Origin of the sequence: Mammaliicoccus sp. Q-M61 (genome assembly GCF_022386055.1) — a bacterium.
In the GTDB taxonomy this organism is placed as follows: Bacteria; Bacillota; Bacilli; order Staphylococcales; family Staphylococcaceae; genus Mammaliicoccus; species Mammaliicoccus sciuri_A.
Genome location: NZ_JAJNJL010000001.1, coordinates 31,270 through 56,209, shown reverse-complemented (window position 1 = coordinate 56,209; position 24,940 = coordinate 31,270). Strand labels below are relative to the sequence as shown.

General features: G+C 33.3%; 22 protein-coding genes and 1 riboswitch. Of the genes, 12 read left to right on the top strand and 10 right to left on the bottom strand.

Translation table 11 applies throughout. The annotated features are described in order from the left end of the window. Positions 1-32: 32 nt before the first annotated feature. The 5 genes from lacG to LQ677_RS00235 form a co-directional block, all read right to left on the bottom strand. Positions 33-1,448, bottom strand: a complete 1,416-nt coding sequence (gene lacG, locus LQ677_RS00255) for a 6-phospho-beta-galactosidase (RefSeq protein WP_239747979.1) — start codon at positions 1,446-1,448, stop codon at positions 33-35. Between the two features lie 17 nt (positions 1,449-1,465). Next, on the bottom strand, positions 1,466-3,157 hold the full coding sequence (locus LQ677_RS00250; protein ID WP_239747978.1) for a lactose/cellobiose PTS transporter subunit IIB: 1,692 nt from the start codon (positions 3,155-3,157) through the stop codon (positions 1,466-1,468). Positions 3,158-3,162: 5 nt separating this feature from the next. After that, a complete protein-coding gene (locus tag LQ677_RS00245) occupies positions 3,163-3,495 on the bottom strand; it encodes a PTS lactose/cellobiose transporter subunit IIA (RefSeq protein ID WP_037588016.1) in 333 nt (110 codons plus the stop codon). Further along, the gene (locus LQ677_RS00240; RefSeq protein ID WP_191836588.1) at positions 3,488-4,357 is read right to left on the bottom strand and encodes a CAT RNA binding domain-containing protein; all 870 of its coding nucleotides are present in this window, start codon (positions 4,355-4,357) and stop codon (positions 3,488-3,490) included. The genes LQ677_RS00245 and LQ677_RS00240 overlap by 8 nt, the downstream gene beginning before the upstream one ends. 258 nt (positions 4,358-4,615) lie before the next feature. Further along, positions 4,616-5,518: a CvfB family protein gene (locus LQ677_RS00235; RefSeq protein WP_037588020.1), complete on the bottom strand. Its 903-nt coding sequence runs from the start codon at positions 5,516-5,518 to the stop codon at positions 4,616-4,618. Between the two features lie 143 nt (positions 5,519-5,661). Here LQ677_RS00235 and LQ677_RS00230 point away from each other — a divergent pair, with 143 nt between their 5' ends. From LQ677_RS00230 to lysA, 9 genes are all read left to right on the top strand, one after another. Further along, positions 5,662-7,263: an ABC-F family ATP-binding cassette domain-containing protein gene (locus LQ677_RS00230; protein WP_049318900.1), complete on the top strand. Its 1,602-nt coding sequence runs from the start codon at positions 5,662-5,664 to the stop codon at positions 7,261-7,263. A gap of 935 nt (positions 7,264-8,198) precedes the next feature. Beyond that, positions 8,199-8,375: riboswitch (Lysine riboswitch) on the top strand. Between the two features lie 86 nt (positions 8,376-8,461). Beyond that, complete coding sequence (locus tag LQ677_RS00225) at positions 8,462-9,664, top strand: aspartate kinase (RefSeq protein ID WP_126477862.1); 1,203 nt, start codon at positions 8,462-8,464, stop codon at positions 9,662-9,664. 20 nt (positions 9,665-9,684) lie between these two features. Continuing rightward, positions 9,685-10,671, top strand: a complete 987-nt coding sequence (locus LQ677_RS00220) for an aspartate-semialdehyde dehydrogenase (protein WP_239747977.1) — start codon at positions 9,685-9,687, stop codon at positions 10,669-10,671. A 15-nt stretch (positions 10,672-10,686) separates the two neighbouring features. Further along, entirely contained in the window at positions 10,687-11,577 is an 891-nt protein-coding gene (gene dapA / locus LQ677_RS00215) for a 4-hydroxy-tetrahydrodipicolinate synthase (RefSeq protein ID WP_239747976.1), read from the top strand. After that, on the top strand, positions 11,574-12,311 hold the full coding sequence (gene dapB, locus LQ677_RS00210) for a 4-hydroxy-tetrahydrodipicolinate reductase (protein WP_037588027.1): 738 nt from the start codon (positions 11,574-11,576) through the stop codon (positions 12,309-12,311). Before dapA ends, dapB begins: the two co-directional genes overlap by 4 nt. Position 12,312: 1 nt before the next feature. After that, on the top strand, positions 12,313-13,032 hold the full coding sequence (dapD, locus tag LQ677_RS00205) for a 2,3,4,5-tetrahydropyridine-2,6-dicarboxylate N-acetyltransferase (RefSeq protein WP_037588029.1): 720 nt from the start codon (positions 12,313-12,315) through the stop codon (positions 13,030-13,032). Between the two features lie 98 nt (positions 13,033-13,130). After that, positions 13,131-14,279, top strand: a complete 1,149-nt coding sequence (locus LQ677_RS00200; RefSeq protein ID WP_239747975.1) for a M20 metallopeptidase family protein — start codon at positions 13,131-13,133, stop codon at positions 14,277-14,279. Continuing rightward, a complete protein-coding gene (gene alr, locus LQ677_RS00195; RefSeq protein WP_239747974.1) occupies positions 14,279-15,349 on the top strand; it encodes an alanine racemase in 1,071 nt (356 codons plus the stop codon). The genes LQ677_RS00200 and alr overlap by 1 nt, the downstream gene beginning before the upstream one ends. Continuing rightward, positions 15,349-16,614 (top strand): diaminopimelate decarboxylase, encoded by a 1,266-nt coding sequence (gene lysA / locus LQ677_RS00190; RefSeq protein ID WP_239747973.1) that lies wholly within the window; start codon positions 15,349-15,351, stop codon positions 16,612-16,614. The genes alr and lysA overlap by 1 nt, the downstream gene beginning before the upstream one ends. 106 nt (positions 16,615-16,720) lie before the next feature. Here the strand turns inward: lysA and cspA are convergent, their stop codons facing one another. Further along, entirely contained in the window at positions 16,721-16,921 is a 201-nt protein-coding gene (gene cspA, locus LQ677_RS00185) for a cold shock protein CspA (protein ID WP_016912585.1), read from the bottom strand. Between the two features lie 168 nt (positions 16,922-17,089). Then, positions 17,090-17,392, bottom strand: coding sequence for a DUF1033 family protein (locus LQ677_RS00180; protein ID WP_126477663.1), 303 nt, complete (start codon positions 17,390-17,392; stop codon positions 17,090-17,092). Positions 17,393-17,539: 147 nt separating this feature from the next. Between LQ677_RS00180 and LQ677_RS00175 the strand changes: the two genes are divergently transcribed. The 3 genes from LQ677_RS00175 to LQ677_RS00165 are packed head-to-tail and all read left to right on the top strand — an operon-like array spanning position 17,540 to position 19,733. Next, positions 17,540-17,809, top strand: a complete 270-nt coding sequence (locus LQ677_RS00175) for an acylphosphatase (RefSeq protein ID WP_037588038.1) — start codon at positions 17,540-17,542, stop codon at positions 17,807-17,809. A gap of 15 nt (positions 17,810-17,824) precedes the next feature. After that, positions 17,825-18,538 (top strand): 5-bromo-4-chloroindolyl phosphate hydrolysis family protein, encoded by a 714-nt coding sequence (locus LQ677_RS00170; RefSeq protein ID WP_239747972.1) that lies wholly within the window; start codon positions 17,825-17,827, stop codon positions 18,536-18,538. Beyond that, a complete protein-coding gene (locus LQ677_RS00165) occupies positions 18,531-19,733 on the top strand; it encodes a toxic anion resistance protein (RefSeq protein WP_037588041.1) in 1,203 nt (400 codons plus the stop codon). The genes LQ677_RS00170 and LQ677_RS00165 overlap by 8 nt, the downstream gene beginning before the upstream one ends. A gap of 577 nt (positions 19,734-20,310) precedes the next feature. Here LQ677_RS00165 and LQ677_RS00160 read toward each other — a convergent pair. From LQ677_RS00160 to LQ677_RS00150, 3 genes are all read right to left on the bottom strand, one after another. Continuing rightward, positions 20,311-21,513 (bottom strand): DUF819 family protein, encoded by a 1,203-nt coding sequence (locus LQ677_RS00160; RefSeq protein WP_239747971.1) that lies wholly within the window; start codon positions 21,511-21,513, stop codon positions 20,311-20,313. Between the two features lie 87 nt (positions 21,514-21,600). Continuing rightward, positions 21,601-22,938, bottom strand: a complete 1,338-nt coding sequence (gene brnQ / locus LQ677_RS00155; protein WP_206167044.1) for a branched-chain amino acid transport system II carrier protein — start codon at positions 22,936-22,938, stop codon at positions 21,601-21,603. Between the two features lie 115 nt (positions 22,939-23,053). Further along, a complete protein-coding gene (locus LQ677_RS00150) occupies positions 23,054-24,940 on the bottom strand; it encodes a vWA domain-containing protein (RefSeq protein ID WP_239747970.1) in 1,887 nt (628 codons plus the stop codon).

Sequence of the window (24,940 nt, the reverse complement as noted above, 5' to 3'; positions counted from 1 at the left end):
TATATATTCTAGAAGCGGGGTTTAGTTTGCTTTTATTCTGCTTTATTCTCTAATGAATCAGATAGTGCTTTATACCATAGTGCACTTTTCTTGATATACCTTTTCTGAGTTTCAAAGTCGATATAGAATAATCCGTATCGCTTATTATAACCATTAGACCAACTAAACATATCTTGCAATGACCAAACAAAATAACCTGTTACATTAGCACCATCTTTAATCGCATCACTAATGCTTTCTAAATGTGTAGCTATATAGTCTATACGTGGTTGATCATCGATGATTGTTTGTTCATCTATAAATTGATCTTTATACCCTAGTCCATTCTCAGTGATTAGCAGCTTTTTATAATTTGAATAGTCTGCTTTAATACGCATAATCATATCATATAAACCTTTAGGATAAATATACCAATCCCAGTCAGTCGTTGGAACGTCATGGTTTTTAACAATTTCAGCTATTTGTTTAAGTCTAAAAATCGAACTACCTTTGTCCCCTGTACCATTATGATGTATTAAGCTATCCGCTTCGTTTGCTTTCACCCAATTACTTTGATAATAATTGATGCCTAAGAAATCTTGTAATTGACTAGCTTCTTTAATGATTGCCATTTCCTCTTCCGGCATATCTAATGAACCATCATATTTATTAAGTAAATGATTAATTACATCCATTTTCTCACTAGAATATGCTCCTAAAAATGTACCATCTAATAAAAATCCGTTGATAAATGTATCTTGTACTTTAGCAGCGTTCACATTTTCAGGTTGTTGATCAATTGGATAAATTTGAGTTAAAGCATGTATAATACCGATTTCTCCGTCATAACCTTTCTCTTTATAGAGTTTAACTACTTTACTATGCGCAACAATAAGATTATGTTGAGCTTGGAGACATTTGACGACTTGATATTGTTCACCAGGTGGAAACGCACCTGTTACATATTGACCTAAAGTATATGCGATAGGTTCATTAATCGTCATCCAATATTGAACATCATCTTTAAATGTCTCAAAGCAATATGCTGCATAGTTCACAAAATGCGTGATGTTCTCCTTACATAACCAATCCCCTTGTTTGAATAGTTCTTCAGGCGTATCAAAATGATGTAATGTCACATATGGTTCAATATTATATTTTCGACACGTCGCAAATACATTTTTATAATATGTTACCCCTTTTTGATTAACATCCCCATACCCTTTTGGAAATATGCGAGACCAAGTAATAGAAATTCTTAACGCTTTAATACCATGTTCTGAAGCTAATTTAATATCTTCTTCATATCGATTGTAAAAATCGCTTGCTGGATCTGGGCTGAATCTTCCTTGTTTCTCTAAAAATTCATCCCAAAGCACACGTCCCTTTCCATCTACTTTGCTTGACCCTTCTACTTGATATGCTGCAGTTGCAGCGCCTAGTACAAAAGTTTTTGGTAATTCTAACATGCCTATACTCCTTTAGTTTATTTTTCTTCTGATAGTAGTTTGTATATCTTCTCTATTGCCGCTTCTCCATCTCTTGTAAGTGCAATATATTCTTTACCTGTTGTTGTCATAAGAAGAGCATTATGTTGGTCAGTATATTTCTTCATTTCGTTTTTCATTGAATCCATTTGAGGGGCTAATATAACAATGTTCATATCTTTAATTAAATCCATATCTTGACCATATGCTCTCGCAGTAGCATTTAAATGAATGTTTTGTTCTTTAGCAGCTTTGTTTAACGAATTAGCGAGTATACCACTTGTACCACCACCAGCACATACGACTAATACATTGACGTGATCCTTAATGTCATATTGAACTTTAGTATCAGTAGTTTCTACCTGACTATTTTCGTTTGACTCTACGTTTGATTGAGGCTGTACAATATTTTGACTTTCAATCGTACCGCGTTCTTCACTCACTTTAATGCGATCATATGCTTTAATAAATGGCATCCAAATCACAAAGTCGAGTATCATGATAACGGCAATTAATAATAATGATAATGGCGCGAAGTTAGATGCCATATAAATACCTATAGGTCCTGGTGTCGGCCACGGTAAGAAGTGCATGAAACCATTCATGCCTAAATTCTCTACGAAGAATTTCAATACCCATGAATTAAGAATTGGTGTAACAATAAACGGTATCATGAATACTGGATTTAAAATAATTGGTGCACCAAATAGTAAAGGTTCATTTACAGCAAACGTTGTAGGAATAAATGATGCTTTACCAACAGCTTTTAGTTCTTTAGACTTACACAAGAATATAAATATATATGGAACTAAGAATGTGGCACCAGTACCTCCAATCAGTGCTACAAAGTCTTGCGTACTTTGTGTTAATGCAATATGTGCATGTTGACCTTCTCTAAATAATCTTAAGTTTTCAACTTGGTTGTTATACATAATCGCAATAACAGCAGGACCTACTACAGATGGTCCATGTACACCTATAAACCAGAAGAATGCAATAAATCCGAATATAATCGCAAACCCTAAGTAACCATTTGCAGCAGTAAATAGTGGTGACAGTAGAATTGTTGCCAATTCTGCTAAGTTACCATTAGCAATATGACGAATCACGATATCGATAATCCAGAATAAACCGACAGAAACGGCAAACGGGATCATATCTTTAAACGCTTGTGCGATATTACCTGGTACTTGAGGTGGCATTTTGATTGTGATATTTCGACCTATAAAGAATTTATAAATATTTGGTATTACAAATGCCACGATAAATGATGCGATAAGTCCTTTAGTACCAAGCATATCAATGTTTATCCCGTCTTTAACGGGGTTCATCGCTACAATTAGTAATGAAGATTCAGCAGCTACGAATGTTGAAATGACATTGATTTGGTTCGTTTTAGGTAATTTTAAGTTTTTATTGTCAGTTAATGATTTCGTAACGGTTCCTGCCATATAAAGTGCTAACATACCCATCGTGAATTGATAAACTTTCATAATGGTTGTTTCGATATTTTTAGGCCAATGGAATCCCCACACGTTCGGTACGTAAGCAACTAAAATAAATAATGATGAAAATAAAATAACTGGCATTAATGCAACGAAGCCATCTCTAATTGCTGTTAAGTATGGATTAGAAGCCACTTTTTCAAAAAATGGTTTCATCTTTTCAATAAATTTAATTATCTTATTCACATGTATCACCCATTTTGTTTTAAAGTTTGAAGTTGTTCATAAATATCAATGATGTAATTTACAGAATCACGTAGTGCCATCGTTGTCATTAAGTGATCTTGACCGTGTACCATAATAAAACTTAATTCAGATGATTCACCACTTGCTTCTTGAGCTAAACATTGGGTTTGTTCTTTATGTGCTTCCGTTATATATGTATTTGCACTTTCAATATGACTACGCGCTTCTTCGAATAGTCCATTTTTAGCTTTTTCCATAGCCGCCATAACTTCTCTTCTTGCATCCCCAGCTATCGCAACAATAGTGAAACCTACCATCATATTTTCTTCTCTACTCATCTCTTGTTGTGCCTCCTTTTTGTGATGATAATATGCGTTCTATATGCAATTGAAAATAGAACAAGTGATGTTGATTAATAACAATATTGAACTTTCTTGATATGGCATGATATAAGTCTTTTGCGTACAAATAAGAATTTGGATAGTGTGTTTTTAAATGCTGTTGGAATGATATATCAACTTGTTGAGATAAGTCTTCAGAATAATCAAGAATGTGTTCTGTTAAATACTTTAAGTGCTGGATGAATCTATCATAATAATATTCATTGGACTTATTCCGAGTGATACCTATTTGATTTAAGCAATTGATTAAATCGTTCAGTTGAATATTTTTATTCTTATAAGCCGTTTGATTTTCGATACCCTCAGGCTGCTCAGCATTGATAAAGTGTAATGCTAGATTATTTGCTTCATATGCTGGGAAAGAAATATTTAAATTTCGTTTAATAATCGTCAATGCGTATAAACTAGATTCAAATGCACGAGGATGAATGCTTTTAACATCAATAGAAAATGTCTGTATCTTTTGATTGTTTTGATGAATGTTGACAGCGTGATGTAAATGGTGTGTTAACGTGACATAAATATAATCTTGAAACGTAAAATCAAATTTATGATGAACATCATTTATGATTTCACAACATGTCGTAATAATAGGTACGGGTACATCATTAACTAAAGACTGTAAATGAAATCTCACTTCTTGATTATCGAGTCTAAAGATTTTCTCGGGTGTTTGATGAGATAAGAAATCACCTTTCTTTTTTGAGAACACAATTCCTTTCCCCATAGCGATAACTTCTTCACCATTTTCAGTGATGGCAATAGCAACATTATTGTTAAGGACTTGTTTGATTATCATAGGCAGCAATACCTCCAATCATTTGAAATAAAAAATACCACAAGACTTAGAGGTGATTGATGCACCTCAAGAATTGTGGTTTTCGCCTAATTGAATAGTCACGATCCAAATATTTAATTGTTTATTAATGTTCGATATTGTTACATTTATAATTTACAACGCTTTTTAAATTATGTCAATATTGTAATTAAATGGAATATAATCGTAATAAAAAAACCAAACTTAACTTCATTTAGAAGTGTCAGTTTGGTATTATAATTAGTCTTCTTTTTTAACTTGAGCCCAACCTTTTTTAGTGATGGTAATTTTACCAGTCTCGATTGTGATCAATTTTTGTTTATATAATCTACCGATAGCACGTTTGAAACTTGCTTTACTCATATTAAAGACTTCTTTAATCGCTTCTGGGTTTGATTTATCCCAGAATGGTAATTCTCCGTCATATTCTACAAGTAAATCAAATATTACTTGACCATCTTCATCAAGTCTTTCATGTGCCAATGGTAAGAATGACCCATTTAATTCACCGTTTTCTTTTACGCCGATGATTCTAACGTCCATTTCTTCACCTAGTCTTGGTTCATGTTTACGTTCTGATTCGTGTACAAATATTTTATAACCTTCTTCAGATAATAGGAAAGTACCTACTCTTAATAAGCGATATGGTCTTGCTGTTACATGTTGATGTAATAAAGATTCTTCAGCAGTTTTGTACATTGTGTCGACGATTGTTTCTGTTGCTAATCTCGCAAACATTTGACTATTACTATCTATTCTAAGTGTACAGAATATCATGTCACCGTTTTGTGGCCATAGTTCTTTAACTTTAGGTAGATCTTCCCATGGAATGAGTACTTCTCTAGGTAATCCTACATCAACTGCAGCACCATCACGGTCTACTCTCAATACTTTTACCCAATCATAACGGTCTTTTGTAATAGTTGGCATGTTTTGTGTAGCAAATAATTCTCCAGATCGGCTTGGATATACAAAGAAACTATAATCTTCACCGATTTCTAATTGATCGTCATCTTCGACTTCTGAAGCATTCATTTTAATAGGTTCGCTATTTGGTCCAAGTAAATGATAAGTTGAACCTTCCAATCTATCCACTTTTAAAAAGTCTATGCGACCTACAAGCGTATCTTTTTCGTGTGCCATGTCATTCTCCATTCATATGTTTTTCGTTTATTCATTATAACATGCATTTTGCTTCGTGTAACGACTGTTCAAACTCTTGCCCATTTTTGTTTTATTTATGATATAATTCATCGGTAGAAGTATTAATGAAAAGGAGTCATTTAATGTTACAAGTTACGAATGTAAGTTTACGTTTCGGTGATCGTAAGCTTTTTGAAGATGTAAATATTAAGTTCACACCAGGTAACTGTTACGGACTTATCGGTGCTAATGGAGCTGGGAAATCAACGTTCTTAAAAGTATTATCAGGCGAATTAGATTCTCAATCAGGTCACGTTTCACTTGGTAAAGATGAACGTTTAGCAGTATTAAAACAGGATCACTTTGCGCACGAAGATGAAAAAGTGATTGATGTTGTATTAAAAGGTCATGAAAAATTATGGCAAGTTATGACTGAGAAAAACGAAATTTATATGAAACCAGATTTCTCAGATGAAGATGGTATGCGTGCAGCAGAACTTGAAGGTGAGTTTGCTGAAATGAACGGATGGAATGCAGAAGCGGATGCATCTGTATTACTTTCAGGTTTAGGTATTAAAGACGAATTACATGACAAAATGATGTCCGAATTAGAAAACAACCAAAAAGTAAAAGTACTTCTTGCTCAAAGTTTATTTGGTGAGCCAGATGTTCTATTACTCGATGAGCCTACAAACGGTTTAGATATTAAAGCGATTGCTTGGTTAGAAGATTTCTTAATTAATTTTGAGAATACAGTTATCGTCGTATCACATGATAGACATTTCTTAAACAATGTCTGTACACATATAGCTGACTTAGACTACGGTAAAATTAAACTATTTGTCGGAAACTATGACTTCTGGTACCAATCAAGTCAACTTGCTACTCAAATGGCTCAAGATCAAAACAAGAAAAAAGAAGAACGTATTAAAGAATTACAAGACTTTATCGCAAGATTTAGTGCGAACGCTTCTAAATCTAAACAAGCAACAAGCCGTAAGAAAATGCTTGAAAAAATTGAACTCGATGACATTCAACCATCATCAAGACGTTATCCATTCGTTAATTTCACGATTGAACGAGAAATCGGTAACGACTTATTACAAGTTCAAGGTGTTTCAAAAACAATTGACGGTCAAAAAGTATTAAATAACGTTTCATTTACAATGAATCCAAATGATAAAGCTGTATTAATCGGAGAAAGTGAGATTGCAAAAACTACCCTACTTCGTATTTTAGCTGGTGAACTTGAACCAGATGAAGGAACAGTTAAATGGGGCGTTACAACAACACAATCATACTTGCCAAAAGATAACTCAGATTATTTTGAAGGTATTGAAATGAACTTAGTTGACTGGTTAAGACAGTATGCACCACCAGAAGAACAAACAGAAACATTCTTAAGAGGATTCCTTGGACGTATGTTATTTAGTGGTGAAGAAGTTAAGAAAAAAGCAAGCGTCCTTTCAGGTGGAGAGAAAGTAAGATGTATGTTAAGTAAAATGATGTTATCAAACTCTAACGTATTATTACTAGATGAACCAACAAACCACTTAGACTTAGAAAGTATCACTGCAGTCAATGATGGATTGAAGAATTTCAAAGGATCATTAATCTTTACTTCATATGACTTTGAATTTATCAATACAATCGCTAACCGCGTAATTGAAATTAAAGAAGACGGCGCAATTTCTAAAGAAATCAGTTATGAAGAATACTTGAGAGATCAAGGTGTTTATAACTAATTAGCATATATGGAACTGAGACATGAGGACATGTCTCAGTTTTTTTGTTTTTGTGGAAAATGAGGGGGTGATGAGTTGTTTTTGGTGTTCAATGTTGCAAGTGAGGGTCGACTAGCAATGTTCAGGCGTTCAATATTGCAAGTGAGCGTCGACTAGCAATGTTCAGCCGTTCAATATTGCAAGTGAGAGTAAACAAGCAACATTGAGTCGTTGGATATTGCAAGACAGGGCAAACAAGCAACATAGAGCCGTTGTATGTTGCAAGTGAGAGTAAACAAGCAACATAGAGTCGTTGTATATTGCAAGACAGAGTAAACAAGATAAATCCAGCCCCTCTATTTATCAAGACTGACCAAACAAGATAAATACAGCCCCTCTAATTATCAAGACTGACTAAACAAGATAAATACAGTCCCTCTATTTATCAAGACTAACCAAACAAGATAAATACAGCCCTTCTATTTATCAAGACAGCCCAAACAAGATAAATCCAGCCGTTCTATTTATCAAGACAGCCCAAACAAGATAAATACAGCCCCTCTATTTATCAAGACATGCCAAACAAGATAAATCCAGCCTTTCTATTTATCAAGACATGCGAAACAAGATAAATACACCCCCTCTATTTATCAAGACATGCCAAACAAGATAAATACAGCCCCTCTATTTATCAAGACAGCCCAAACAAGATAAATACATCTCCACTTTTTATAAATACACCACCCATTTCTTACTAACATTGCCCCCTTTTCTTACCAACCTCCCCCATTCCTAAAAACGCCCTCCATCTCCTCCACACTCATCTAAAATGAATATGAATGAATAATAATATTCTAAAATGATCATCCAAATAGTAAGAACTTTTTGAAATTATCGGTTTTCTCTCTTTACATCAATATTCTTTGTATGTATAATGAATGCATACCAATTGAATATGTTTTTGATGAGGCGCATCAATCATTAGTAACTCCCCCTATTGGACTGCAATCTTAAAGGAGTGAAAGGGTGCGATGCCGAAACATTATATTTTTGCAGAAATATGGTGTTGGACATTTAGGTTAAGAGCTAGTTGTCTGTCATTATCTTAAGAATAATGGAGTGCATCACTTGTATATATAAATTAAAACAAGTTCGAATGCCGAACTTGTTTTTTTATTTATATTACAGCGTTCGTCTCCGATTTATAGGAGGAATTATTTTGAGTCAGAGTGTTTTAAAATTTGGCGGTACGTCCGTCGGTGATTTTGACAAAATTAAAAATATCGCACATATGTTGAAATCACGTGTTGATAATGGAGAACAATTAGTAGTGGTTGTAAGTGCTATGGGTAAGACGACAGATTCTTTACTTGAAAATATTAGCTCACTTACGACGCAACCTAAAGATGAGCATTTAGCGATGCTTTTAACGACGGGTGAACAACAAACCATTTCATACTTATCAATGGTATTGAATGATATTGGTGTTCAAACGAAAGCAATGACAGGTTATCAAGCTGGTATCAAGACGATTGGTCATCATCTGAAAAGTAAAATTGCAGAAATTGATGCACTACGTTTTGAAGAAGCTTTTGAAACAAATGACATTCTTGTCGTTGCAGGATTTCAAGGTGTAAATGATCATCTAGAAATTACAACTTTAGGACGCGGCGGTTCTGATACAACTGCAGTAGCTATTGCAGCAAGTATAGATACATCTTGTGAAATATATACAGATGTTGATGGTGTATATGGAACAGACCCTAGAATTTATAAAGAAGCAAAGTTACTCAATGAAGTTTCATATGAAGAAATGATGGAAATGAGTGCTTTAGGTGCTGGCGTATTAGAATCTAGAAGTGTCGAAATTGCAAAAAATTATAACATACCATTATATCTTGGTAGAACATTATCAAACGTGAAAGGAACATGGATTATGCCACAAACAGAGATATTAGAGAAAAAAGCAGTTACAGGAGTCGCACTTGATACACATATGATTCATGTTACTTTAACTTATCCGATGCAAAATTTTGCATTATTACAGAAATTATTTGATTCATTAGAAGAACAATCAATGAATGTTGATATGATATCTCAAATTGAAAATCAACAAGGATTACAGCTTTCGTTTACGATTAAAGATTCAGACGTATATCAAATCGAACAAATCATTGAACAACTTACTGAGGAATACCCTCACTTACGTTACAAAATGAGAGATAACTACGCTAAACTTTCAGTAATTGGAACAGGCATGAGAGATATGTCAGGAATAGCTTCAAAAGCATTCCGCACTTTAATTAGTCATGACATTAACTTCTATCAAACAACAACTTCTGAGATTAGTATTTCTTACGTTGTTGATCGTGAATTAGGAGAAACTGCCGTTCGAACTTTAAGTGAAGCATTTAATATATAATGAATGATGGAGTGAACAAAATGACAAAATTAGCAGTTGTAGGCGCAACAGGTTTAGTAGGAGAAAAAGTATTAGAAGTATTAGATAGAAGAAATGTACCATTTGATGAACTTGTATTATTTTCATCACCTAGATCAGCAGGTAAACAAATCGAATTCCAAGGGAAAACTTATACTGTTGAAGCATTGACAGAAGAGAAAACAGATGGCAAATTCGATTACGTTATTATGAGTGCTGGTGGTGGTACAAGTGAGAAATTCGCCCCACTATTTGAAAAACATGGTGCAATTGTAATCGATAATTCAAGTCAATGGCGTATGCATGAAGATATTGATTTAATCGTTCCGGAAGTGAATGTACCTAAATTAAATCGTAAAATTATTGCAAACCCTAACTGTTCAACAATTCAATCAGTTGTACCTTTAAAACCTTTATTAGATCAATTCGGATTGAAACGTGTTGCTTATACAACATATCAAGCTGTATCAGGATCTGGTTTAGCTGGTCGTGAAGATTTAGCTAATGGTGAAAAAGGAGAAGCACCAAAGAACTACCCTCACCCAATTTATAATAATGTGTTACCACATATAGATGTATTTTTAGAAGATGGATATACAAAAGAAGAACAAAAAATGATCGACGAAACTAGAAAAATCTTAGATCAACCTTCTTTAAATGTAACAGCAACTTGTGTACGTGTACCTGTTCAAGACAGCCACAGTGTGCATATAAACGTAACTTTAGATAAAGAAGCGACTGTTGAAGATATTCGTAACTTATTTAATGAAGATGACCGTGTTGTCTTAGTAGATAACGTAGAAAATAATGAATATCCATTAGCGATTCATTCTACTGGTAAAGATGAAGTATTCGTTGGAAGAATTCGTAAAGATGATTCTTTAGACAATACATTCCACATCTGGTGTACTTCAGATAATTTATTAAAAGGTGCAAGTTTAAATGCCGTTCAAGTGCTAGAACAAGTATTAGAATTAAATAAAAAATAACGAGGAGTGTTCAGTATGTCACATATTTTTAACGGTGTGGGCGTTGCCCTTACGACACCATTCACAAATGAGGATGTAGACTACGAAGCCTTTGAAAATCATATAGAATTTTTAATAGATAATGGTGTTAAAAGTATTATTATTAACGGAACAACAGCAGAGAATCCTACTCTTACAACAGAAGAAAGAAATACATTATTAGAATGTGGGATTAAAAAAGTAAATGGTCGTGTTCCAGTTATAGCAGGTACAGGTACAAACAATACACAAGCTTCTATCGATGCTTCCATAAAAGCTAAAGAATTAGGTGCTGATGCAATTATGTTAATCACACCTTATTACAACAAGACGAGTCAACGTGGATTAATCGCGCATTTTACAAAAATTGCGGATGAAGTTGCATTACCTGTTGTACTTTATAATGTCCCATCAAGAACAAATATGACGATAGATATTGAAACGGTGCTTAAACTAAGTGAAAATCCATACATCGTAGCTTTAAAAGATGCGACTGGAGATTTAGAATATGCAAAAACTTTAAGACAACAATTACCAAGTGACTTTGCATTATATAGTGGTAATGATGACAATATGTTAGATTACTATCAACTAGGCGGAGCGGGATTAATTTCAGTTGTAGCAAATGCTATACCACAAGAAACACAACAATTATATGATTATGTCGTTAATGATCAATTAGAACAAGCAAACACTTTAAATCGTGATATTACAGAATTACTTGATCACTTAAGTGTAGATGTTAATCCAGTGCCGATTAAGTTATTAACGTCTGAATTAGGTTTCGGTCGTTATGAAGTAAGATTACCGCTTGTTACATTAGAAGAACAAGAAAGAAACGTTTTAAGTGAAGCATTTACTAAGTTTAAAGATGGTGTAAAACAATGAAGATATTATTAATCGGATATGGCGCAATGAATGAACGCGTCGCAAGATTAGCAGAAGAAAGAGACAATGAAATTGTTGGTGTTGTCGTAAAGGATTCAACGAAATCTTATCCCTACCCTGCTTTTGAATCTATTTCAGAAGCACCAGAAGCGGATGTGGCAATAGACTTTTCAAATCCTGAATTATTATTGCCTTTATTAGAAGAAGACTTCACATTACCTTTAGTTATCGCAACGACTGGTGAAAAAGAACAAATCATAGAAAAGTTAAAAGAAAAATCTCAGAACATGCCTGTATTTTTCAGCGCAAATATGAGCTATGGCGTGCATATACTCAAAGAAATTATTCAATATGCAGTACCATTATTGGAAGACTTTGATATTGAAATGTTAGAAAAGCATCATAATAAGAAAGTCGATGCACCAAGTGGTACACTCGTTCAACTATATGACGCGATTAAAGAAAAAAGAGCACAATCTGTACCAGTTTATGACAGACATGAATCAACTACTAAACGTGAACCTGCAGAAATTGGCATTAGTTCACAACGTGGTGGTACAATTGTTGGAGAACATCAAGTACTATTTGCTGGTCATGACGAAACGATTGAAATTACACATCGTGCGCAGTCTAAAGATATCTTCGCTAATGGCGCAATTAATGTAGCAGATGTTCTAGTCAATAAAGAAAACGGATATTACACATACAATAATTTAAATGAGGAGAGAATTTAACATGGTTAAAGATTTTACGGCAGAAGAAATTATTCAATATATTAGTGAGGCAGAGAAAGTAACGCCTTTAAAGGTTTATGTAAACGGCACATTTGAAAATGTTGAATTCCCAGAGTCATTTAAAGTATTTGGTTCTGAAACATCTAAAACAATTTTCTGTGATGCTAAAGATTGGAAGAGTTTTTATGAAGCGAATCAATCAGCTATTACGGATTTAGAAATTGAACATGATCGTCGTAATTCAGCAATTCCATTAAAAGACTTAACAAATACAAATGCAAGAATCGAACCAGGTGCTTTCATTAGAGAACATGCAGTTATTGAAGACGGTGCGGTTGTGATGATGGGTGCTACAATCAATATCGGTGCTGTTGTTGGTGAAGGTACAATGGTAGATATGAATGCTACTTTAGGTGGACGTGCAACAACTGGTAAAAATGTACACGTTGGTGCTGGATCAGTATTAGCGGGTGTGATCGAACCACCAAGTGCATCACCTGTTGTGATTGAAGATGACGTATTAATCGGTGCAAATGCTGTTATCCTTGAAGGCGTTAGAGTCGGCAAAGGTGCAATCGTTGCAGCTGGCGCTATCGTAACTAAAGATGTACCAGCTGGTGCAGTAGTAGCGGGTACACCTGCTAAAGTTATTAAACAATCAGCAGATGTTCAAGATGGTAAAAAAGAAATTGTATCTGCATTACGTAATTTAAATCAATAATATCATTTTAGTCGGGGCGGGACTGCGATATCATTTTCCTTAAATGAAATTTCTATCCCGCTCCCTCTTTCTATACATAATACAAAGGACTGAGTTAAATGTCTGAATTAGAATTTGTGAAAAATACAAGAAGATACTTACATCAACACCCAGAGTTAAGTATGCAAGAATATGAAACAACTACATATATTGAAGACTTCTTAAAACAATTAAATATTCCATACGAACGCCCTATTCAAACGGGTGTCATTGGTTATTTAGAAGGCAATTCGAATCATACAATTGCGTATCGAGCAGATATCGATGCCTTACCTATTCAAGAAGTAAACGATGTACCTTATAAAAGTACGGTTGATCAAGTTATGCATGCATGCGGTCATGATGGTCATACGACAGCGTTAATGCTTTTTACACAACGTTGTAAAGCTTTATATGATAAAGGTGAATTACCGCATAATGTCGTGTTTATATTCCAACCTTCAGAAGAAACTGAAGCTGGTGCGAATCAATTAATCCAATCAAACGTGTTTGATAAATATAACATCGAGAAAATTTATGGCGTACATATTATGCCATTTGAAGATGTCGGCACAGTAGCCTTTAAAAATGATGAAATTACAGCTAGTGCAACAGAGTATCGATTTTACTTAAAAGGAAGTTCAAGTCATGTTGCCAGCAAAGAAGATGGTAAAGCAGCATCAGAAGCGATGATACATGTACTATCTCAAGTTACACAAATTCAGCAATTTCATTTAAATGGTTTAAATCGCAATATTGTTCATGTTGGACAATTCAATGTTGGTGAAGCCATTAATACCGTGCCAGAGAATGGATACTTAGAAGGTACGATTCGCACATATGATACAAATGATCTTGAAATTGTTAAAAATCAAATGCAAAAAATCGCAGAAAGTGTTGAATTGTTATTTGGTGTTACATGTACAGTTGATTTTGCAGAAGGATATCCACCTACTACAAATGATGCACAATTATATGATGGCGTTAAAGAAGCTTTAACAAGCCTCGACTTAACATTACATGAACTTGAAAAGCCTTATTTATTTGGTGAAGACTTTAGTTTCTATCGTCAATTAGCACCAAGTTATTTTGTCTTTTTTGGAACACGCAATGTTGAAAAAGATTATATTTATGGTCTACATACAAATAGACTCAATTTCGATGAAGAAGTATTGATCAGTGTCGCTGATTACTATACAGCACTATTAAATCAAGGAGCGGACAAATAATGGTAGCACGTATTACGATTGATGAACAAAATTTTATAAAAAATGCTAAGAATGTTATTAAAGATAACAAAGTTATGGCTGTCGTGAAAAACGATGCTTATCATTTTGGATTAGAATTCGCAGTTAAATCCTTTATTCAAGCAGGTATTCAAACATTCAGTACAACATCACTTCATGAAGCGGTAAGAATTCGTGAAATAGATAAACAAGTAAATATCTTTTTGATGAATCCTTCTATCGAATTTGAAACATTAAAGGCACATAACATTGCGATGACGTTACCTTCATTGACGTTCTATCATAAACATTTAGAAGATTTAGCAGGCGTTAAATTACATTTAGAACTTGAAAATCTACTACACCGTTCTGGTTTGAAAGATCAAGATGAAATGTTGCAAGTACTTAAACATAATGAAAACTTACCTATTGCAGAGCAAGCGATTATCGAAGGTATTTGGACACATTTTGGATATGCAGATGAATTTGGTGGCGATGAATATGAAACAGAAAGACAAGCTTGGATTGATTGCTTATCATTTATATTAGACCAAGGTTATGCCTTCAAATTTATTCACGCACAAAATAGTGCAAGTTATGTAAGAGAAGATGGATTGTTCAATCAACATACGCATGCGCGTCTTGGTATTATACTTTATGGTTCAAGACCTTATAGTACGCTCCCTACTACACTTACTGAACAAAACTTTACAGTCACAGCTAATGTGATCCAAGTTCGCCCTATTAAAAAAGGAGAAACTTGTGGTTATAGTTTCCAATATACGGCTGATAAAGATTGTAACATTGCTGTAGTTGATATTGGTTATGGAGACGGTATACTTAAGACAAGAGCGAAACATGATGCACTTATTAATCAGCAACGCTATCCAATTAGAGGATTGATGATGAGTCACATGTTCGTTGAAGTAGATGATACAATCCAAAGTGGTGATCAAGTCGTGATGTATAGTAACGATATAAGGATTGATGAATTTACATTTAAAGGTGTTGGTGCAAATTCTGAGCAAATCAGTGCATTAAACCATCATTCATTAATAAAGGAGATTAGATAATGACAGTTAAATATAATGACCAAGGTGTTCTTACAATGGGCAATGTATCATTACAAACGATAGCTGCAAGTTTTGGTACCCCTACTATCGTATATGATGAGGAACAAATTAGAACACAATGTAGAAGATTCCATGAAGCATTTAAAGAAAGTGGTTTATCATATAATATTTCGTATGCTTCTAAAGCATTTAGTAGTATTCAATTGTTTAAATTGATGGCAGAAGAAGAAATGGGTCTAGATGTCGTATCTGAAGGTGAATTATATACAGCTTTAGCAAGTGGATTTGATCCAAGTAAAATTCATTTTCACGGTAACAATAAGACGAATGAAGAAATTGAATATGCGATTGAAAGCGGCGTTGAATATTTCGTCATTGATTCATTAGATGAAATCACACGTATTAATCGATTAGCTTCTAAGCCTATTAAAGCTGTATTAAGAGTGAATCCTGGTGTTGAAGCACATACACATGAATTTATCCAAACAGGTCAAGAAGATAGTAAATTCGGCTTATCTATTAAACATGGTACTGCACTTGAAGGTGTTCGTACTTTACAAGCATCAGATAAAATTGACTTTAAAGGTATCCACTTCCATATTGGATCACAAATTTTTGAAGCTGATGGTACAATTAACACAATCCAAATTGTATTTGAATGGTTAAAAGAACATGATATTGAGATTGATATTTTAAATTTAGGTGGCGGTTTTAGTATTAAATATACTGAAGCGGATAAAAGTTACCCTATTGAAGATGGTATTAAATTGATTACAGATGCGATCAAAGAAAATAGTCAAAAATATGATATGGCTATTCCAGAGATTTCTATAGAGCCAGGACGTTCAATTGTTGGTGAAGCGGGTGTTACGTTGTATCAAGTAGGAACAATTAAAGAGATTCCTAATGTTAATACGTATGTGTCAATTGATGGCGGTATGAGTGATCATATTAGAACGGCACTTTATGATGCACAATATGAAGCGTTGTTAGTGAATAGAAATGATGAAGACACACATGAAGTCACAATTGCTGGTAAGTTATGTGAATCAGGTGATTTAATTGGTAGAGATATGAAACTACCTAAATCTACAAAAATCGGTGATTATATTGCTGTATTATCTACAGGTGCTTACCACTACTCTATGAGTTCAAATTATAATCAAATGCTTAAACCTTCAGTTCTATTTGTTAAAGATGGAAAAGCGAGAGAAGTTATAAAAAGACAAACTTTAAAACAATTGATTATGAATGACGTAAAATAATAAGCTGAAATTATGAAATTTATTATTAAATAATAACAATATGATAACGCAAAAAGAAACCCTAACATCGTTAGGGTTTCTTTTTAGTCGTTCAAATTCATATATATTATAGTTTTACAACGTTTGCAGCTTGTGGGCCACGGTCGCCTTCAACTACTTCGAATTCTACTGCTTGACCTTCTTCTAAAGATTTGTAACCTTCTTGGTTAATTGCTGAGAAATGTACGAATACGTCATTTTCTCCTTCAATTTCGATGAAGCCAAATCCTTTTTCTGCGTTAAACCATTTAACTGTACCTTGTTTCATAATTGTGAAACCTCCAAGACTAAAATTCAATATGCGATATTCGCATATTACAAAAAACACAATTAATTAATAATGTTATTTGCAATATGGAATAACGATATTGCTATTTCTTATTATACGTCACAGAATATTCAAATGCAATACCATTTAAGATATTTTCAGAATTTATTATTTTGGTAATGGCGTATAAATTGAATTGTCATTTAATATAAGAATACTATAAAATATTTGCATATCTTCTTCGCAGTCTTCGCAATACGAAAGATCACAATTATTATAGAAAGCATGTATATTATGTTTACCTACAAGTTCATTCGTAAACTTCGTTTGATATTGATTAAGTAAATTCTGATATTGAGTGACCATTTCATCATAGTCCTGACATTCAATTTCTTTAATGATATAGTCTTTCCAATCGTCAAACAGCCACCATCCCTCATAATCTGTTCGGATTGTTACGATTTTATACATCTTAAAATCTCCCCTATTTAGAAAATTGCCCTAGAGTTAATTTAAATCTTATTGAATATTAAATCAAGAAAATAGCTTGTGGATTTGTTTCTAATTATTAGTTTTTTTACACTGAACCCTTTATAATAAAGATATGAGGTGATAAATATGAACGGAAAACATATTAAAGTTTTTGGACGCGTACAAGGTGTTGGGTTTCGATTTTTCACTGCTCAACTCGCTAAGAAACATAAAATAGTTGGTACCGTTGAAAATGTCAGCGATTATGTAGAAATATACGCAAGTGGTGAAGAAGATCAATTAGAACAATTTATTAATGGTGTTATCCAGGGAGTAGCACCAGCTTCAGTTGTAGAAAATTATACAATCGAAGATACCACTTTAGACGAAAAAACAAAGCATTTCAAAACGTTATAAATTAGGAAGATGACAATGAAATATAATTTATCATATGTATTAGGTGCGTTATTAGCAGTACCTATATCATTTATTGCTTTTTTATTTAGTGTTTTTCAACTAGATTTAAATTTTCTTATAGATATGGCTGTATTTGCAGGCACTTACGTTATTAGCTTTTTACCCATACAATGGTATAGTTCACGACGTTATTTACAAGAAATGGGTTTAACGCGTCGAGAATTCCATTTTATTAGAAAACAATTAAACGAAGCGCAGCCTAAATTGAAAAGACTTTATAAAAATTATATGCGAATAAGATCATATAAAGAATTCAAGAACTTAAACGAAGTCGCTAAATTGGCACGTACAATTTATAACACAGTTAAACAGTCACCTGAGAAATTTTATAAAGTAGAAAGCTTCTTCTACTCTCACTTAGATAATACTGTGAATTTAATTGATAATTACACGCTATTACAACGTATGCCAAATAAATCTAAAGAAGAAAAAGCTAAACTTAAACAAACAAAGCTCACGATTGATGAAAATAAACGAACACTCGTTGCCGATTTAAAAGAGTTAAATGAATCAAGTTATCATCAATTAGATATTGAAATGGAACTTGCTGATATTGCTAAACAAAGAAATAGCTATAGAAAAGGCATTCCAGAATCAACGAAAGAAAAAGTAAATTTAACAAAAACTCATAAAAAATATGAATATGAAATGGAGCGTAACAATGACTGAAACGAATAAGAACTTATTTGACGACCTTATTGATGACCCATTTAAAGATTCATCAGAAGCGTTAACACCACAAACTTCAGAAATTACAGAACAGCAAACCCCTTCTGATGTCACATCAACTTACGAAAAGACATTCTCAGATGAAGATCAAAGAAGAATTGACGAAATTGCTAAGCAGATTAAACCATTAGATAATGATGGTCTTCTACTCTATGGTCAACAAGCTCAAAATAAATTATCACAGTTCTCACATCAAATGCTTACACAAGTGCAATCTAAAGATGTAGGACCTATTGGTAATTCATTAAGAAATTTAATGAATAAATTAAAAGAAGTAAATCCAGATGAATTACAAAAACAAAATCAATCTAGATTGAAACGTATTTTTAGAAGAGCTGAACGTTCTGTAAATGAAATGTTTAGTAAATATCAATCAGTTGGTGCACAAGTCGATCGTATATCTGTAGAATTGCAGAAATCACAAAATATGCTGATGAAAGATGTTGGTTTATTAGATCAATTATATGAAGAAAATAAAGCTTACTTTGATGCATTAAATATTTATATCGCCGCTGCAGAAAAGAAACGCGACGAGTTGAAGCAACATAATCTTGTAGAATTAGAACAAAAAGTTAAAGCATCTAATAACCAAATGGATGTACAAGAATTGGCAGATTTACAACAATATATTAATAGACTAGAAAAAAGAATTTATGACTTACAACTTTCTAGACAAATCACATTACAATCTGCCCCACAAATCAGAATGATACAAAATATTAATCAAACTTTAGCAGAAAAAATTCAAAGTTCTATTTTAACGAGTATCCCATTATGGAAAAACCAAATGGCAATCGCGTTAACACTTTTAAGACAACAAGGTGCTTCAGAAGCTCAGAAAAAAGTAACAGATACAACTAATGAATTATTGCTGAAGAACTCTGAAATGTTGAAACAGAATGCGATTAGAACAGCTGAAGAAAATGAACGAGGCATCGTTGATATTGAAACATTGAAGACGACTCAAACTAATATAGTAGATACAATTCAAGAAACATTGCGCATACAAGAAGATGGCACACGCAAACGTCAGCAAGCAGAACAAGAATTACAAAGCTTAGAACAAGACTTAAAAACAAAGTTATTACAACTCAAAGACGAACAGCAGCAATTGAGAAACACATTTAAATCATAAATAATAGACCCACCAACAAACGTTGCATTTGTTGGTGGGATTTTTGTTGTGTGGTTTTGTGGATGTGAGGATGTGAGTTGTGGTTGAGTGAATGGATTACTGAAGTCTTGGCTTAAGTATTGAATAAAGCCAAGAGATTATCCAAGTCATGGCTTAAGTGCTGAATAAAGCCAAGAGATTGCTTATGTCTTGACTTAAGTCCTCAATAAAGCCAAGAGATTGTCCAAGTTATGGCTTAAGTGTTGAATAAAGCCAAGAGATTGCTTATGTCATGGCTTAAGTGTTGAATAAAGCCAAGAAATGAGCGAAGTCATGGCTTAAGTACTGAATAAAGCCAAGAGATGGACCAAGTCATGGCTTAAGTATTGAATAAAGCCAAGAGATGGACCAAGTCATGGCTTAAGTATTGAATAAAGCCAAGAGATGGACCAAGTTATAGCTTAAGTGTTGAATAAAGCCAAGAGATGGCTCAAGTCATGGCTTAAGTACTGAATAAAGCCATGACTTGGTTATACATCTGAGTTCCTCCCAAACAAACTCACATCTCCTAGACCCCCTACTCATTCATACACTCCTCTTACATAAATTGGCCTAAGAAATACCCCATTAATGTTCCGACGTAATTTCCGATTACATAACCTAAAGTACCGATGATTAAAATGGGTCCGACTAATCCTTGCCAACCTTTAGATATTGCTAACGCTGCTGCTGTTGTTGGTCCTCCGGCATTAGCGTTACTAGCTAGTAACATTTCCTCTATATTGAATTTGAACAATTTTCCGAAGAATAGTGTTATAGATAAATTGAAAATCAAAATAACGGCAACGAAAATAAATAATAATGGTGCTGTTTTGATTATGATTGGTATAGATGCTGGTACACCTATTACCACAAAGAAAATATATATTAAAAATGTACCGAGTTCATCAGAAGCGTTTAAATTCTCAAAGAATTTACTAAACATAGCTACTGTAACAAGTGTTAATGTTGTTAATAATAAAAATTGGTCACCTATAATACTCACTAATATTTCCATAAAGTGATTGTTTTTAGGAATGTATTCATTAACGAGTTCTGAAATTTTAAAACTTATCGCAACTAACGCAAATGCTATAGAAATCGAATAAGCAATATCTTTTAAGCTTATTTCATTTCGTTTCCAATATGCTTCTGCTTGATTACCGTTTCCATCATCACTTGACGTATAAAGTCTTTTAAAATATTTTTTTACAAATTTCATATTTGGAAGTGTAATCAGTACAATGAAGTAGAACGCCATTACGCTATTATCGGCTACAACTGTTGCGGAAACTAATTCTCCTGGTGTTTGGAATTTCGTGCTAAGTGCTGCAAAATTTACACCACCACCTATGTAACTACCAGTCATCATAGCACCTATTTTATCTAGTTCAGGTATAAATTGGTGAAGTAATAAAAATCCTACTGCAACACCTACTACAGTACCTACTGAACTGATTAGGAATATAAATAAAAGTCTTCTACTTTCTTTCCAGATTTTAAATATGTTTGATCTAAATAAAAGTAAAGGAATTGCTAACGGAATAACATATTCCCATACTTGATCATAAACTGGCGATTCAATCGGAATGATATTGAGATTGGATAATATCATCGCACCAATTAATGCAATGATAGCGCCTGTTAGTTTTGCTGCAAATTGATACCTTTGTTCTAAAAAGATACTTAGCGCTGCAATACCTACTAGAATTGCCCATAATAACCATGTTTCATCTTTGTTTATAAATGCATTTAAAATCATGAAAACCAACCCCTTTTTATCTTGTTATCAATATGATGACATAAAAAATAAGAATCTTCAAAATAATTTTGAAGATTCTTATACAACTTACGAATATGTGATTGGTGCTTGATTCTTAACTTTACCAATTATAAATCCAATAATGAATCCAACGATTGCAAATGGAATCCATTCCATTTGGTAAGTTGATAATGGTAATTGTTGAATAAATCCAATTTTAGCCCAACCCATTTGGTTTACAACTGATATTAATGAAATAATTGTTACAAGTGCTACTGATAATTGCTGTGCGATTGGTGGTGTACCAACATACTTAGCAAGAACAATTAATAATACAGCTGTAATTGCGATTGGATATAACACTAATAATACTGGTAGTGAACCTTTAATTACTGTAGTTAAACCTTGGTTTGAAAGGATGAAACTAACTAATGTAAAGATTGTTACAAACCATTTGTAAGAAATTTTAGGTATAATCTCGTGGAAGAATTCACTCACTGATACGATTAAACCTGTAGCTGTTGTTAAACAAGCTAATGCAACGATAATACCGATTAAATATTTACCAAACTCACCGAATGCTAATTGAGCGGCTGTTGTTAAGAGATAAGTACCGATATTTTGACCGTTATCGTTTAATTCTTTAAGTGTCTCAGCTGAAACGTTCATGTGATTTCCGATCCAACCTAATGAGATGTAAATAAATCCAAGTGCAAGTGCTGCAATAACACCTGCATAAATTGTTTGTTTGAATAATCCTGTTTCTCTCGTTACACCTTTACTCTTAATTGCTGTAATAACAATTAGTGAGAAAGCAATAGCTGCGATAGCATCCATTGTTAAGTAACCTTCAACGAAACCTTTACCAAAGCTTGTTCCAGCACTACTATATACAGCAGTATCACCTGCAACAGGTGCTTCTCCACCTAATGAGAAGAATGCTTTAATAATTAATGCTGTAATTGAAATTAATAGTAATGGTGTTAAAATCGCACCGACTTTATCGACCATCTTACTTGAGTTGAAACTTAAGTAAAAGACAATGACAAAGTAAATCAGTGAGAAAATAAATAAAGCCATTGAACTATTTGTATCAAAAATTGGTGTAATACCCATCTCGAAAGATGTTGCTGCTGTACGTGGTATTGCGAATAATGGTCCTATTGTTAAAGAAATTGCAACTAATAATACAATTGCAAAGACTGGATGAATTTTGCTTAATGAAACTCTGTATCCCTTGTCCTCAATTGAACCTGCGATTACACCAATAAGTGGCAAACCGATTCCCGTAATGACAAAACCAAATATAGCTGGCCAGAAGAAATGACCGCTCGATAATCCTAATGCTGGTGGGAATATTAGGTTCCCGGCACCAAAGAATATCGCGAATAACATAAACCCTACTACAAAAATATTCTTGTTCATATATTTTACTCCTTTTGCGTCTAACAATAATTTATATTTTATCATTGGAGTTTGTTTTCGTCTATATGAAATTTCTGAAAATTTAAAAAAGAATGTTATTATTTAGGTTTGTTAATTATATAGATTGCAACAGTAATTTTTTCAATAACGGTGCCAACTGGTATGGTAAATTTTCAACACCTTCTACAAATAAACTTTGTTTACCATAGATGTTATGAACAGTCTTTTTCGTGGCTTCATCAATTACATCTTGATTAAGGAATACATTAAAGACATAAATCCCTTGTTTATCTGCTTCTATCACTGCTTCATGAGTATCTATAATGCCATCTTCTGCATAATCAAAAGCTGAAGGTTCCCCGTCAGAAAATACAATTAAGAATTTTTGAGACTCAGATCTTTGAAGTAAATGTTGAGTTGCAACTCTTAAAGCGACACCATCTCTATTATCATCTTGAGGTTCTAGCGTCATAATTCTTGCATCGTTCTGTTTAAGTGTTGATTCATTATATAAGATAAGTTCTTCAATAGTATTAGGTTGATTTAATTTATCAGCTTCAAAAGCATCCTCACTAAAACCAAGAATTTCATGTTTTATATCTAAATTTTTCAGTGTTTCATGGAATAGGACGACACCTTTTTTAGTTTCTTCCATTTTGTCGTGCATACTTGCTGATGCATCAACTAATAATGTGAATGTTGCATCTAATTTTCTACTAAATGCGTCTTTTTTGAAGAATAGTTTATATTGATCATCGATAAACCAATTTAGAAGATTTTTTTGTAAGCGACCTTTAGTTAAGTTTTCTCTTATATCACTATATTGATGATTCATAGATTTTTGGATTATGCTTGTTAAATCTTTTATTTCAAACTGAACACTATCGACAGCTTCTTTATATGCTTCCATATGTGTTGGTAAAATATCTGGTCGATTGAAAGTAAGAGAAACATTTTGGTTAATACCTTTAAGTTGATATTGCTGATTAAGACCTTGTGCGCCGCCCTCTTCATCATCTAAAGTATTGTTAGAGCCCTTACCTTTTTTCTCCATCATATCCGTCATATCATCGCCAGCGTCACCTTCTCTATCATTATCTGTCAAAATGTCGCTATTTTCACCTTCGTGAAGTTCCATTTCTAAATAAGATTTGCTGTCAGTTTGACTATCGTTCGTCTTTGTTTCAGCATCTGCAGATTCAATGTCGTCTGGATCATGATCTTGTTCATGACTTTGATCAGTGTTAGCCGCATCTTGACGTTTTAAATCTTCTAAAGTCCACTCTTCTTCATAAGAACGATAAATACGCTCTGGAATATGATAATACTGGTTAAGCATATCTTCTTTTAATAAATAATCTACTAAAATCATAATACTTACAGCTAAATCATAACTGTCTTCTGATGATTGCAAGTTGAATATTTGCGTTAATCGATTAAACACTTGTACGAGTGCATCATCAAAATCATCATTTATTGAAATATTGTTGATGAAATTTTCATTTAAAATAGCATGTTCTATTGCTAAAAATAATAAGTCTGTATAAGTTGTCTTCGTTTGATAAACATGAATTTGACTATTATTTTGTTTGATTTTGACGTTCAATCTATGCTTAAACAACTTTTTAGTGACTGGACGTTTAGACATAATCAAATTTGAAAGACGGTATTCTTCAATAAGCATAAATAATTGTTTGAAAAAGCTCATATGATCAAATGACTCATCTAATACTTCTTTATATATAGCTGGATCTGTATGTTTAAATCCTAAAGTATCTAACATGATGTCGGATTTTAACCCTGCATTTATAATGTGTTCAGGTCGATGTAACCATGTGAAACTTACATTACATGTATTGTTGATAGGATCATAGTGTTGGAATTTTTGGAAAGAAACTTTAACGTTTGGATCTTCAAGTAATAATTTTGCTAAATCAGTTAACATCATTATTTGTTGTGCATCGATTTGTTCGTCATTAAATAATATAAAACGATCACTCAT

Coding starts and splice junctions, on each gene's coding strand:
- lacG (WP_239747979.1), bottom strand. CDS start 1,448: ATGTTAGAATTACCAAAAACTTTTGTACTAGGCGCTGCAACTGCAGCA.
- LQ677_RS00245 (WP_037588016.1), bottom strand. CDS start 3,495: ATGAGTAGAGAAGAAAATATGATGGTAGGTTTCACTATTGTTGCGATA.
- LQ677_RS00240 (WP_191836588.1), bottom strand. CDS start 4,357: ATGATAATCAAACAAGTCCTTAACAATAATGTTGCTATTGCCATCACT.
- LQ677_RS00235 (WP_037588020.1), bottom strand. CDS start 5,518: ATGGCACACGAAAAAGATACGCTTGTAGGTCGCATAGACTTTTTAAAA.
- LQ677_RS00230 (WP_049318900.1), top strand. CDS start 5,662: ATGTTACAAGTTACGAATGTAAGTTTACGTTTCGGTGATCGTAAGCTT.
- LQ677_RS00220 (WP_239747977.1), top strand. CDS start 9,685: ATGACAAAATTAGCAGTTGTAGGCGCAACAGGTTTAGTAGGAGAAAAA.
- dapA (WP_239747976.1), top strand. CDS start 10,687: ATGTCACATATTTTTAACGGTGTGGGCGTTGCCCTTACGACACCATTC.
- dapB (WP_037588027.1), top strand. CDS start 11,574: ATGAAGATATTATTAATCGGATATGGCGCAATGAATGAACGCGTCGCA.
- dapD (WP_037588029.1), top strand. CDS start 12,313: ATGGTTAAAGATTTTACGGCAGAAGAAATTATTCAATATATTAGTGAG.
- LQ677_RS00200 (WP_239747975.1), top strand. CDS start 13,131: ATGTCTGAATTAGAATTTGTGAAAAATACAAGAAGATACTTACATCAA.
- alr (WP_239747974.1), top strand. CDS start 14,279: ATGGTAGCACGTATTACGATTGATGAACAAAATTTTATAAAAAATGCT.
- lysA (WP_239747973.1), top strand. CDS start 15,349: ATGACAGTTAAATATAATGACCAAGGTGTTCTTACAATGGGCAATGTA.
- cspA (WP_016912585.1), bottom strand. CDS start 16,921: ATGAAACAAGGTACAGTTAAATGGTTTAACGCAGAAAAAGGATTTGGC.
- LQ677_RS00180 (WP_126477663.1), bottom strand. CDS start 17,392: ATGTATAAAATCGTAACAATCCGAACAGATTATGAGGGATGGTGGCTG.
- LQ677_RS00175 (WP_037588038.1), top strand. CDS start 17,540: ATGAACGGAAAACATATTAAAGTTTTTGGACGCGTACAAGGTGTTGGG.
- LQ677_RS00170 (WP_239747972.1), top strand. CDS start 17,825: ATGAAATATAATTTATCATATGTATTAGGTGCGTTATTAGCAGTACCT.
- LQ677_RS00165 (WP_037588041.1), top strand. CDS start 18,531: ATGACTGAAACGAATAAGAACTTATTTGACGACCTTATTGATGACCCA.
- LQ677_RS00160 (WP_239747971.1), bottom strand. CDS start 21,513: ATGATTTTAAATGCATTTATAAACAAAGATGAAACATGGTTATTATGG.
- brnQ (WP_206167044.1), bottom strand. CDS start 22,938: ATGAACAAGAATATTTTTGTAGTAGGGTTTATGTTATTCGCGATATTC.
- LQ677_RS00150 (WP_239747970.1), bottom strand. CDS start 24,940: ATGAGTGATCGTTTTATATTATTTAATGACGAACAAATCGATGCACAA.